At 37.6% G+C, this 12,932-nt stretch carries 8 protein-coding genes, 1 tRNA gene and 3 pseudogenes; 9 read left to right on the top strand and 3 right to left on the bottom strand.

Annotated features, from left to right (window positions below):
* Positions 1-82, top strand: a pseudogene (locus MKL32_RS00805) (IS1595 family transposase); the annotation flags it as partial.
* Between the two features lie 14 nt (positions 83-96).
* Positions 97-318: pseudogene (locus MKL32_RS00800) on the top strand (winged helix-turn-helix domain-containing protein); the annotation flags it as partial.
* 59 nt (positions 319-377) lie between these two features.
* Here the strand turns inward: MKL32_RS00800 and MKL32_RS00795 are convergent.
* Positions 378-1,838, bottom strand: coding sequence for a coniferyl aldehyde dehydrogenase (locus tag MKL32_RS00795; RefSeq protein WP_270900065.1), 1,461 nt, complete (start codon positions 1,836-1,838; stop codon positions 378-380).
* Positions 1,839-2,477: 639 nt separating this feature from the next.
* Here MKL32_RS00795 and MKL32_RS00790 point away from each other — a divergent pair.
* The 5 genes and pseudogenes from MKL32_RS00790 (at position 2,478) to MKL32_RS00770 (ending at position 8,576) form a co-directional block, all read left to right on the top strand.
* Complete coding sequence (locus MKL32_RS00790; protein WP_270900064.1) at positions 2,478-3,815, top strand: CitMHS family transporter; 1,338 nt, start codon at positions 2,478-2,480, stop codon at positions 3,813-3,815.
* A 142-nt stretch (positions 3,816-3,957) separates the two neighbouring features.
* The gene (locus MKL32_RS00785; protein WP_270900063.1) at positions 3,958-5,067 is read left to right on the top strand and encodes a porin; all 1,110 of its coding nucleotides are present in this window, start codon (positions 3,958-3,960) and stop codon (positions 5,065-5,067) included.
* Positions 5,068-5,262: 195 nt separating this feature from the next.
* Complete coding sequence (locus tag MKL32_RS00780) at positions 5,263-5,823, top strand: phosphatase PAP2 family protein (RefSeq protein ID WP_270900062.1); 561 nt, start codon at positions 5,263-5,265, stop codon at positions 5,821-5,823.
* A gap of 147 nt (positions 5,824-5,970) precedes the next feature.
* A pseudogene (locus tag MKL32_RS00775) lies at positions 5,971-7,383 on the top strand (glutamine synthetase family protein).
* A 383-nt stretch (positions 7,384-7,766) separates the two neighbouring features.
* Entirely contained in the window at positions 7,767-8,576 is an 810-nt protein-coding gene (locus MKL32_RS00770; RefSeq protein ID WP_270900061.1) for a metal-dependent hydrolase, read from the top strand.
* 221 nt (positions 8,577-8,797) lie between these two features.
* Here the strand turns inward: MKL32_RS00770 and MKL32_RS00765 are convergent.
* Positions 8,798-8,873, bottom strand: a tRNA-Arg gene (locus MKL32_RS00765).
* A 72-nt stretch (positions 8,874-8,945) separates the two neighbouring features.
* Positions 8,946-10,304, bottom strand: a complete 1,359-nt coding sequence (locus MKL32_RS00760; protein WP_004950684.1) for an amino acid permease — start codon at positions 10,302-10,304, stop codon at positions 8,946-8,948.
* Between the two features lie 371 nt (positions 10,305-10,675).
* On the opposite strand from MKL32_RS00760, the gene prpF reads away from it, so the two are divergent.
* Complete coding sequence (gene prpF, locus MKL32_RS00755; RefSeq protein WP_270900060.1) at positions 10,676-11,863, top strand: 2-methylaconitate cis-trans isomerase PrpF; 1,188 nt, start codon at positions 10,676-10,678, stop codon at positions 11,861-11,863.
* Positions 11,864-12,020: 157 nt separating this feature from the next.
* Positions 12,021-12,932, top strand: coding sequence for a polyprenyl synthetase family protein (locus MKL32_RS00750; RefSeq protein WP_270900059.1), 912 nt, complete (start codon positions 12,021-12,023; stop codon positions 12,930-12,932).

Genomic DNA, 12,932 nt, shown 5'->3' with positions numbered 1-12,932 from the left:
AGAAACGGAGTATCGCTTCAATCATCGGAACGGTAATTTATATCTCGATTTGCTTAAATTACTCCGTAACAATCCTCTTTAACTTCCTAAGCCCCAAAAGAAATACAGCTTTTAGCATTACTGATTCGCCACCAAGGAAAGATTGTTACCCAAAAACAAATCATGGCTGAGCTATGGGGTGTCAGCCACGAAGAGGATACTCACTATCTCCGAATTTTAGTTAAAAAATTGCGTACTAAGATAGGTGATTCAGCACTCACGCCATCTTATATTTTTACAATTGCAGGTGTTGGATTACGTTTTTTAGATCCAAACTAAGGAAATAACCTGTTTATTCACTTAAAAAAAAGAGAGTTTTAAACTCTTTTTTTTCAATTTTATTTGAGATTTGGATCGCCCTTTTTCAAAAAGAAATGCAAAGCGAGTTTTTGTACCCAAGTTCCGTAGGGTGGATAGAATAATTGGGTTGGGAAAAAGCGCTGACGGGTAAAAATAGTTTTTGCATGCGAAAGCTCTCGGAAACCTTCAACACCATGATAAGTTCCCATACCTGAGTTACCGATACCACCAAAAGGAGCATCATGGTTGACTACATGCCAACCCCAATCATTGATCGTCACACCACCTGAATGAGTTTGTTTTAAAATATAGTCACGTTCATTGGCATCATGGGTAAAGCAATACAGTGCTAATGGGCGTTCACCCACTTTGATGTAGGTAATCGCATCATCAATCGTATTGTATGCAACGACTGGTAGGATGGGACCAAATAATTCTTCCTTGAGAATGCGCATATCTGCTGTGCAATTCAATACAAGATGCACAGGCATACGACGAGCATCACGTTCTGGATGATATTCTCCACATGCAATAACCTCAGCACCTTTAGCCTTTGCATCCTCAAGTATCTCCAGCAATCGTTTTAAGTGACGATCATTGACGATGGAGGTGTAATTGCTATTTTCATCAATTGTGTTGCCATACATAGATGTAAAATGTGATTTACATTGTTCAGCAAACGGAATTACTTTTTCTTTTGGAACAAGTGCATAATCTGGTGCTACACAAATTTGCCCACAGTTGGTCGCTTTCCCATGCAGGATACGCATGGCAGCATCAGCTAATGGATAATGACGACTCACTAAAGCTGGTGATTTACCGCCTAGTTCTAAGGTGACTGGGGTCAAATTCTCTGCCGCAGCACGCATTACCACACGACCGATCGCGGGTGACCCTGTGAAAACGATATGATTGAAAGGCAGGGTCGTGAATAGCGAAGGATCGGTAATTTCCTCGCCAAAAATAGCGACTTCATCTTCACTAAAAACTTCAGCAAGCATGCGTTTCATAACAGCATTGGTCGCAGGTGTGATTTCAGGTAATTTGATCATGACCCGATTGCCAGCAGCCAAGGCTGCCACCAATGGTCCTAAAGCCAAGTAAACAGGGAAATTCCAAGGTACAACAACACCGACCACACCTTTAGGTTGGTATTGGACTCTTAGTCGATTTGATAAAAAAAGTAATTCAGTACTTCGTTTGCTTGGACGCATCCATTTTCTTAGATGGCGGATCGCATGTTCAGCCTCTAGAACAGAACCAAGTAAATCGAGCAGTTTAGATTCATCGATTGATCGAGAACTAAAGTCAGTATTAATGGCTTCGGCGATGATATCTTGATAACGAATAATTTGCTTTTTAAGCTTAAATAGTTTGCTACGTCTTGAATCTAAATCGGGATATGGAAGAGCATTAAATGCGGAACGTTGTTGGTTGAAGATGTTAAAAAGTTGCTCATGGGCAGTATCGCGGTGTCCCTGAGATTCATAAAGATTCATTTTTTGTTCCTTCCATGCGTTATGTCTTTGTTTTATATCGTTTAGGATCAAACTATCTATGATTATAATTAAAATTATGATTTTAGATAGTATTCTTTTTTTGATTGTAATGTTATTCGTTAGAATGTTTTTTGAGGATTGTTTTAAATAATATTTTTATTATAAAAAATAGATTTTTAATAAATAAATCTTTTTTGGATTTTTATTCTTTATTCGGGTGTTAAATAAAATAATTGTTTTGAATATTAATCTGGTCTCAGTTGGGTGTTATTTATTCATTATATGTGTTCTTCTAATTAGGTTTATTTATTTTAATTGTTATATTAATAAAATAGTTAAAAAATAACCAATATTTGCACTATTATATTGCATAGGTGTGGTAAATATATAGTATTTTTAAATATTATTTTTACCAACTTTTTATCATTTGGTTGTATTTGTTTTTGTATAAAAGCATTAAAATCAATAACTTGTTTTTGATTGTTGATATTATATGTTTTTTGTTTATTTTTCATGTGAATGTATTTGTTGATTGTTATAATAAAATTAAATGAATTATTTTGATTTCTATCGCATAGAATCTCGGCTGGGTTAGGAGATAACCAGTCACAATATTAATTATGCTAAGGATTGCTTAAAATGCTTACTTTTTTAGGTATTAGCATGATCATGAGCTTTATGTATTTGATCATGTCAAAATGTCTTAGTGCGTTAGTTGCATTAATTTTAATCCCATTCTTATTTGCAATTATTGCATGGGGATTAGGTTTTTATTTTGAAAGTCTTAGTCATATTCAATTAGCCGAGCTCGGCAATACCATGTTAGATGGTATTAAAAAACTTGCACCAACGGGCGTAATGCTTCTTTTTGCAATCCTTTATTTTGCATTGATGATTGATACAGGGTTGTTTGACCCATCGGTTAGATGGATTCTGAAGAAAGTCAAAGGTGATCCACTCAAAATTACCCTAGGAACTGTTTTTCTAACCTTATTGGTTTCCTTAGATGGTGATGGTTCCACGACCTACATGATCTGTGTTGCAGCCATGATGCCACTGTATAAACGGGTCGGCATGAATCCACTCATTATGACTTGTTTGATGTTGTTGTGTAGTGGAGTTATGAATCTTACGCCGTGGGGTGGTCCAACAGCACGTGCCGCAAGCGCGCTGCAAGTGGATGCAAGTGAAGTATTCATTCCAATGATTCCCTCGATGATCGTTGCGGCTGCTTGGCTATTTTTCTTGGCTTATCTGTATGGTATGTACGAACGTAAACGTTTAGGTGTTATTGAGCTGGTAGATATTAGTCATGCTGATGATATCTCGATCTCAAAAGACCCTGATGCGCAACGTCCACATTTACGCTGGTTCAACGGTATTTTAACCTTGTTGTTGATGGCATCTTTGGTGAAAGGGATTTTACCGATGTCGATCTTATTCATGCTTGGTTTCTGTATTGCTTTAGTTGTGAATTATCCATGCGTAAATATGCAGAAAAAACGTATCGCGATGCATGCAGACAGTGTGCTTGCAGTCGTGGGTGTGATTTTTGCAGCGGGCGTATTTACGGGCATCTTATCGGGTACAGGTATGGTTGAAGCGATGTCGAAAGGCTTCGTCGCGATTATTCCACCAAGTATGGGACCTTATCTTGCACCGATTACAGGTGTATTGAGTATGCCACTCACATTTTTTATGTCGAATGATGCTTTTTACTTCGGTGTGTTACCGATTTTAGCTGAAGCGGCTTCGCATTATGGTATTCCACCTGTTGAGATTGCGCGCGCATCGATTATTGGTCAGCCGATACACTTATTATCACCACTTGTTCCTTCAACTTATTTGTTGTGTGGTTTAGCGGCTGTAGAATTGGCAGATCATCAAAAATTCACTTTGAAATGGGCATTTATTACCTGTTGCGTATTGATGGGTAGTGCTTTGATTTTCGGTGTTTTCCCTTTTTATCATATGTAATTAAATTCTCGGAAAACTCATGTGTAGATTGAAATACATGAGTTTTCTCAAGTACTCACAATTCTTTTTTAAATCATAATTTTGCTGATATCAGCGAAATATGGGTTCTTTTTGTATTTTTTAGATGGTTAGGATGACTAGAATGAAGATGAAAATTGTATGTGTAGCGATCTTAAGTGTTGTCACTAGTTCAACATTTGCAGCACCAAAACTCTATGGTGAGATAGATGCAAGTTTAGATTATTTACCAGAAAATAATGCTAACTCATCTGATCGCGATGTATGGAAAATTAATAGCAATAGTTCATTTTTAGGCATTAAAGGCGAAGAAAAATTATCTGATCGTTTGAGCGCTGTCTATTTAGCAGAGTGGGCATTTTATGCTGATGGCGACAAGACTGATTGGTCTCAAAGAAATCGTTATATTGGTTTAAAAGATCAGCGTTTAGGAACTATTAAAGTCGGTAAGCATAATACTCCGCTCAAAGAGTTATCTAGTCCTGTCGATAGTTTTAATAACTACATAAGTAATAAAGCCGATATCACAGGCATTATGACAGGCGAAAATCGTGTCAATAATGTGCTGGTGTACGACTCTCCAGAGCTTGCTTTTCAAGGCGGTAATATTGAAGCCAGTGTTTTGTTGGCTACTGGCGAGAGTCGAGGTATTGAAGATGATAAACGCGGTGGTGTAAATACGGCTGGACGTGGATTAGGGGATGCATGGTCTGCTTCTTTGAGTTATAGCCATCCTTTATTTTTACTTGGCGTTGGTTATGACAAAGCTATTCCAAGTGATTTTTTGGGACACGGTTTATTAAATGCAAAAGATACAGAAACCAATGTAGATGAGGTTTTTGCAGCGGCAAATACATTGCGATTGATTGGTCGAATCACACCTGTTGAGGGATTGATGATCAAAGCGCTTTATCAAACTTCTGAGGTTGAAAATAAACTTGGAAATGATGAAGCTGCTGCAAATATTGATGATTCTAATGGTTGGTTGATTGGTGCTGAGTACAAAGTACCAAATTATGCCAATTGGACAGTCAAAGCTCAGTACAGTCAGAATTCGACTTCATTTAAAACAGAACAGGCAGATTTGGATGCTCAGCAAATATTGTTGGGTTTAGATTATGCTTTCAACAAACAAGTTAAAGTCTACGGATATACAGGTTATTCAACTTTTGAACAGGCTGATGCTAAGGATAAGCAACCTGTTGTGGGTACTGGCTTAGAATTTAAATTTTAAATCGATAAGACATTCTTGCAAATAGTTCTAAATGTTTCTATTTGCAAGAATAATTCTCAGTTACAAAAGTAAGTTTTTGATATCAATAATAATGTGAATAGTAAAGTATAATGATTTCATCATTCTTTCATCTTACTTGCCTACATTAAAACGAGTTTCTTTGTGATAGATATCAAGACCGTGGATAAACATAATATGATCTTTGAGGAAACAAATATTTATTTGTTTCATAGTATCAATTCACTAGCGACCCAATTCCCTATCATAGACAAGATCGCAGTTTTTTTAGCGGATGATCTAAATACTGTTTTTATCAGTTTGCTGGTTCTGATGTTGGTTCTAAAATGGAAAACACATCATCTAATCTTTGCTAAAACCTTATTTATAGTGCTTATCTCTTTGATATTAAGTGACTTAATCGAATATTTTTATCATCATCCTCGTCCATTTCAGTTGGATTTGGGACATAAGTTGATTGGGCATGGTCTGAGTTCATCTTTTCCTAGTCAGCATACGCTAACCGTTGTCATTATTGCATTTGCTTATCTACTTGCTGGATTTAAGACAATTGGAATTATTGGCTTGTTCGTCAGTCTGGTTGTTGGTTTATCTAGAATTTATGTCGGAGTTCATTTTCCATTTGATGTGGTTGGTTCGTTTTTAATCGGCTTTTTACTGGTTGTTTTTAGCAACTATATGTTGAAAAAAATGAGCTTGCGTATAAGACGAATGAGGCTACAGCAGTTGTTTGATTAAATAGAAAATGCGATTTAATATTCATTTTACCTTTTTGAATTTATGATTTTTTTACTGGATAGGTAAAATAATTTATAAAGTCTTTACGTTACAACTTTTGTTGCATTCACTAAGCTGAATAGATCGAAATAACTTAGGTCTATAGCCATGAGTGCAGCATTAGCTGAGATAAATTCTGCGACTAAAATTAATAATAATCTTCAACCCTTAGTTGCACGCACTAGGGTTAATGACTCCATTCATAATCACAGCTTCCTCAATGAAGTGGATAGCTATTTAGATACTTATCCTAATACTAAGCACATCGATATTTTCCTTTATGATCTCAATGGGCATTTACGAGGCAAAAGGATAGATATCAGTTGTCTCAAAAGCTTAGATAAGGGTTGTTATCTACCGCTGTCTATTTACGCCATGAGTTTGGATGGAAATGTTGTTGAGGAAACTGGACTAGGCAAATTTGTCGGTGAACCAGATTATTTATGTGTACCTGTGTTGGGGTCATTACATCCCAATCCCATAGATCCACATATCAATGCCCAGTTACTTTTAACGATGAAAGAAAATAATGTACAAGATTGTCGTTATGAACCGCGCAATATTTTAAATAAATTGCTGAATCAGTTACATCAGTTAGATTATTTTCCATGTATCGCTGCTGAGCTTGAGTTTTACTTACAGCCTTTATTCCAAGAGAGCCAAAAGTTAGCTATCCCTAAACAATGTTTTGATCTAAACCCACATGCTGATATCCAAGCACTGATGGATGAAATAGAAACGATTGCTCAAATACAGGGAATACATATCACTGGAATCGTTTCTGAGTCATCGACAGATCAGTATGAAATTAATCTGCCGCATGGAACTGATATTTTGAAGCTTTGTGATCAAATCTTGATGTTAAAACGGAGTATTAAACAAGTTGCAAATAAACATGGATTTAAAGCTAATTTCTTAGCAAAACCAGATTTGCATAAAGCAGGGAGTGGAATGCATTTTCATATGAGTCTACTTGATGCTAACAAACATAATATTTTTAGTTGTTTTGAACGTGACTTTGCAAAGCCATTATTAAATGTAATCAGTGGATTAATTCATTTCATGCCAGATTCTATGGCGATCTTAGCCCCCAATTTCAATTCATATCGCTGATTTAAGTTAGGTCAGCATGTTCCTTTGGAAGCAAACTGGGGGTGGAATAATCGTAATGTCGCACTGCGCATTCCATGTTCGGATTCAGAAAATCAAAGAATCGAATATCGAGTAGCTGGAGCCGATTGCAATCCGTATTTAGCAGTCGCCATCATATTAATGGGAACGCTGCATGGCTTAACTCACATATCAGCAATCCCTAAATCGGTGAATCAATCTAAGCAGATTGGTGAACATTATTTTCTTCCGACAGAACAAATGGATGCATTGAAGAGATTTAAAGCTAATCATTGGATGCGTGAATATTTAAATCAAGATTTTGTTGCATTGTGGTGTACTGTTAAACAGGCAGAGTATCAGCATGTCTTGAGTCAGATCACTGCTATTGAAAAAAATTGGGATATTTAAGTCATCACATATTTTGATGTCGGACTCAAAAAAAACTGCTAAATGCTTTAATTGGAACAGCATTTATTTAGGCATAGCTTTGTAATGAGTTAAATTTAGGCGCAAAACTCTATGAATTTTAAGCCAAAGCGCATCGAAGGACATAACAAGTCTTTATAGGACAAATAACACTGGTATATGAAAAACAAATTGACAGCATTCAGAAGAGGCTATAATTTAATCATTAGTTCTTATTTGGAACTTTATATAGCCTCTATTTAATTTCAAATAGTTGAGCTAATTTTTTGATTGAAGTTGTAGATCAATCAGAGATGTAAGTCATAAGACTTGCTGATGTGATTTAGTGTTTGCTTACAGAAATGTTATGGGTGAGGAGAGCGACGATGTCAAATGATGTGAATACAATTACAGTGCGCCAAACGCAATTCAAAGCCGAAAAAATTACCACGCAATACACTGAATCTACTTTGATGTCACATTTTCTCACAGCTCTATCCATGAGCTTCCCACAGGGTGAACGTTTTTTTGTAGAAACCGTCCGAAATGTGCGTGATCAAATCCATGATGAACAACTACAAAAAGATATCTCAGGTTTTATTGGGCAAGAGGCGCATCATGCGCGAGCACATGAGCAGTTTAATCAACTGGTGCAAAACAATGATTATCATCTAAAAAAGTTTGAAAAGGCTTATGAGCAGGAAATGACCCGCTTAAGAACTTTAAGTCAGCGCCGTCAATTGGCTGCTACAGTTGCACTTGAGCATTTTACGGCGATGATGGCAGGTTATATGCTTGAATATCCAAATATTATGTTTAAAGGCTTATCTGAAAATATGAAGAATCTTTGGCTTTGGCATGCTGTTGAAGAAATCGAACATAAGCATGTGGCATTTGATGTATATCAGCAAGTCTTTGCCAACTTAGCTCAACGTCGTAGAAGTATGCGAACAATTACGGTGGGATTCATCAGTAGCACGATCATAATGACAGGTCATTTAGTCTGGCAAGATCGAAAGAATACCTTATATTCACCGAAGCAGCTGTTCAAGAACACACAAACACTTATGGGTCTTGTCCACATGATGTGGCGTTTATTACCTGACTATTTAGCATTTTATAAAGCAAGTTTTCATCCATCTGAGATTGATCAGCAGGATTTATTGATCAAAGCGAGAGCCTTATTAGCTAGCTAATTTAATGATTGAGATTTAAAAGTACTGTATTTTTTAGCGTTTGCTTGGTGAATAATTTACGGCATAAAAATGCGTATCTAATTTTGATTTTGGATTTTAAAAATCTTAAATGATTTATCAACTGTTACTTCAATGTACAAAGCTGATCTTTTTATGCAGGGTATGAATTTCTATCTCACTGGCGTAGACCATATTAAAAAATATTGACTTCAACAGCTAAATGGTGCGCTCAGCGGGACTCGAACCCACGTCGGTCGCTTAGGAGGCAACTGCTCTATCCAGTTAAGCTATGAGCGCATAATTAAATGATTATAAACAAAAAAGTGATTGCCTTAGCAATCACTTTTTGATGATACCGACTAGCTGTGTTTAGCTCTTATTTTTCAAATTTAAAACACGATAGAGCACAAACATTAGAACGATCCAAATAGGAATCATGAGCACAGATTCTTTAAAGCCTTGCTGCCACATGATGTAAAGTACAACCGCAATAAATGCGAGTACAAGATAATTGCTGAATGGTGACCATAAAGCAGGGAAGCTCGTTGTTAATGCTTTTTGTTTGACCATCGCTTTAAATTTCAAATGCGTCAAACTGATCATTGCCCAGTTTAAAACTAAAGCACCTACAACCACATACATCAAATGACCTAAGGCATCTTCTGGTACGAAGTAGTTTAAAAGTACACATCCGAAGATGAGCAATGCGGAAAGCAATACGGCTGGAACAGGAACACCTTGTTTATTCACTTTAGCAAATACTTTAGGTGCATTACCTTGTTCAGCTAAACCAAACAACATGCGGCTGTTTGCATACATACCACTGTTATATACAGATAATGCTGCGGTTAAGATAATGAAGTTAAGTAGGTGAGCAGCCCAACCAATTCCCATTTGACTGAAAATCATTACAAATGGGCTTTTATCTAAGCCACCTAAATCAAGCTGATTCCAAGGCACAAGTGATAATAAAATTGTGAGTGAACCGATGTAGAAAATCAGAATACGGAACACAACTTGGTTGATCGCTTTAGGAATCGTTTTCTTTGGATCATTGGCTTCAGCCGCTGCCATACCGATTAATTCAATACCACCAAATGCAAACATCAAGAATGCCAGCATGAAGAATAGACCTTCAAACCCATTCGGGAAGAATCCACCATGACTCCAAAGGTTGGTAAATGAAGCCGTAGAGTTGGCATCCGCAGTGAACAGCAAGAACAGACCAAATAAAATCATCGCTACAACAGCGGTGACTTTAATAATGGCTAACCAAAATTCTGACTCACCATAGAATTTTACATTGGTGAGGTTGATCGCTGTAATAATCACAAAGAAGAATAAAACTGACTGCCACGCAGCAATATGAGGCCACCAGTAATTGATATATTTTGCGACTGCCGTGAGCTCACTCATCGCAACAAGGATATACAATACCCAATAATTCCAACCTGATAAAAAGCCTGGAAATTTACCCCAATATTGATATGCAAAATGACTAAATGAACCTGCTACAGGTTCTTCTACGATCATTTCACCGAGTTGACGCATGATTAAAAAAGCAATCAAACCGCCAATCGCATAACCCAAAATAATAGATGGTCCAGCAGACTGGATGACTTGCGCAGAACCTAAAAATAAGCCCGTACCAATAGCCCCACCCATCGCGATGAGTTGGATATGGCGGTTTTTTAGTCCACGCTGAAGTTTAGAAGAATCGTTGTTCAAAGGACTGAGCTCGACGAGGAATAAGTGGATTATTCTAATAGATTGAATGATTTTCGACTAGTAAAAGTACAGGCGGGCTATGACTGGAAAGTTGTTTTTAAAATTCATTTAAAATCTTATATTTGGGTGAATAGTAAACTAAGTAAAGTTTGTTTTCTGAGCATTTAAATCGGACACTTGATTTTTAAACCGCGTATAAATGTTTCGATGCCATTGTTAATTTGTACAAAAATACTCAATATAGTGAGCACATTTTACCCATAACAATTGACCGAAAAGCAATTGGTCGTATGGCATATTTTATTGCTGTGCAGTAATTTTAGACTCAAGATTTACTTGCACCAAGAACATGATAAAAGGATGAAATTGACATGAGCTCAGTACCGCAAATCAAAGTCCCTGCAACATATATGCGTGGTGGCACAAGTAAGGGTGTTTTTTTCAAACTTGATGATTTACCTGAAGCGGCACAAGAAGCAGGCAAAGCACGTGATCAACTTCTTCTGCGTGTGATTGGTAGTCCTGACCCATACGGTAAACAAATCGATGGTATGGGAGGGGCGACCTCAAGTACCAGTAAAACGGTAATTTTGGCTAAAAGTACACAGCCTGAACATGATGTTGATTATTTATTTGGACAGGTTTCAATCGACCAGCCTTTTGTAGATTGGAGTGGTAACTGTGGAAACCTCACTGCTGCTGTCGGTTCTTTTGCAATTTCAAATGGTTTGGTGGATGCAGCTCGTATTCCTGAAAATGGAATTTGCACAGTTCGCATTTGGCAGAAGAATATTCAAAAAACTATTATTGCGCACGTTCCAGTGACCAATGGTCAAGTTCAAGAAACAGGTGATTTTGAATTAGATGGTGTCACTTTCCCTGCGGCAGAAGTTCAAATCGAATTTTTAGATCCTGCTGATGATGGTGAAGAAGGTGGGGATATGTTCCCTACAGGAAATGTTGTTGATGAATTGGTGGTACCTGAGATCGGTACTTTCCAAGCAACTTTCATTAATGCAGGTATTCCAACTATTTTCTTAAATGCAGAAGCGATTGGTTATCAAGGCACTGAATTACAAGATCATATTAATGGTGATGCCGCAGCACTAGCTCGTTTTGAAAAAATCCGTGCGTATGGTGCTGTTCAAATGGGTTTGATTAAAGACATCTCTGAAGCAGCTGCGCGTCAGCATACTCCGAAGATTGCTTTTGTATCTCAACCAAAAACCTATACATCATCAAGTGGTAAAACAGTTGAAGCTGCTGATGTTGACTTATTAGTTCGTGCATTATCTATGGGTAAACTTCACCATGCCATGATGGGAACTGCTGCAGTTGCAATTGGTACTGCTGCTGCGATTCCTGGTACGTTGGTGAATTTAGCTGCTGGTGGTGGTGAGCGTGAAGCGGTTCGTTTTGGACATCCATCAGGCACGTTACGTGTTGGTGCTCAAGCTGAGTTGATTGATGGAAAATGGGCTGTGAAAAAAGCTATTATGAGTCGTAGTGCACGTGTTCTGATGGAAGGTTGGGTTCGTGTACCAGGTGATACCTTCTAAGCCGTTTTCATCAATTTTAAACACCTCCATTTGGGGGTGTTTTTATTTTGTATAGCTTGAAAAATACAAAGATAATCTATCGGGATAAATAGTGATATGATGTTGCCATTCTGACAGATGCTGTCACTTCTTCATTTATTCATTTTTCGAGGCAATTGTGTCGTCTATTTCTCCAGTTAATGCGGATGTTTTAAAACAAGCTCAACAACGTATTCAACAAGATTTATTGACAGCATTGGCTGCATTTTCTCTCCCGGAACCACTTAAAGCAGCTGTTCACCATGCCGTCATGCTTGGTGGTAAAAGAGTCCGCCCAGCTTTATGTTATGCGGCTGCTTCGTTACAAGCCAACCAAAACTTTGCTGCCGCACGTCGTGCAGCTGTCGCAGTAGAACTGATTCATTGCTACTCACTCGCACATGATGATTTGCCTTGCATGGATAATGATTTACTGCGTCGTGGTCAACCGACTTGTCATGTTGCATTTGGTGAAGATACTGCTTTGTTGGCAGGTGATATTCTGCAATCGATGGCATTTGAGATTTTAGGCAGTCGTTTATTTGACGATCAGGCACAAGGTACAGATGCAGCTATTGTTCTTAAGCAAATGCAAATTTTAGCTACAGCAAGTTCAAAGATGGTTTGCGGTCAGGTTTTGGATCTCCAAGCTGAAGGTAAGTATGTTGCCCAAGATGAATTGGAAAATATTCACCGTAATAAGACAGGTGCTTTAATTCAAGCTGCCATCATGATGGGGGCTGTGACTATTTACTCTGGCACAGATCAGGCGATTCCAAAATTACGTCAGTTTGGTCAGAGCATTGGCTTAGCTTTCCAAGTTCAGGATGACATTTTGGATATTACGGCGAGCACTGAAACCTTAGGTAAAACTGCAGGCAAAGATGAACAAGTCCAAAAATCAACATATCCTGCTTTAATGGGTTTAGAGCAAGCACAAGCCTATGCACAAACCTTACATGATCAAGCATTTGAAGCATTAGAATACTTTGGTGAAAATGCCAAAGAGTTGATTGAGATTTCTAAATTTTTATTAGATCGAAAAAATTAA

It is taken from the genome of Acinetobacter sp. AOR34_HL (genome assembly GCF_027854795.1).
Taxonomy (GTDB): Bacteria; Pseudomonadota; Gammaproteobacteria; order Pseudomonadales; family Moraxellaceae; genus Acinetobacter; species Acinetobacter junii.
This window is presented reverse-complemented; position numbering and strand designations above follow the sequence as displayed.

Excerpts from the sequence above, each read along its gene's own strand:
- MKL32_RS00795 (WP_270900065.1), bottom strand. The coding sequence starts at position 1,838 with ATGAATCTTTATGAATCTCAGGGACACCGCGATACTGCCCATGAGCAA.
- MKL32_RS00790 (WP_270900064.1), top strand. The coding sequence starts at position 2,478 with ATGCTTACTTTTTTAGGTATTAGCATGATCATGAGCTTTATGTATTTG.
- MKL32_RS00785 (WP_270900063.1), top strand. The coding sequence starts at position 3,958 with ATGAAGATGAAAATTGTATGTGTAGCGATCTTAAGTGTTGTCACTAGT.
- MKL32_RS00780 (WP_270900062.1), top strand. The coding sequence starts at position 5,263 with ATGATCTTTGAGGAAACAAATATTTATTTGTTTCATAGTATCAATTCA.
- MKL32_RS00770 (WP_270900061.1), top strand. The coding sequence starts at position 7,767 with ATGTCAAATGATGTGAATACAATTACAGTGCGCCAAACGCAATTCAAA.
- prpF (WP_270900060.1), top strand. The coding sequence starts at position 10,676 with ATGAGCTCAGTACCGCAAATCAAAGTCCCTGCAACATATATGCGTGGT.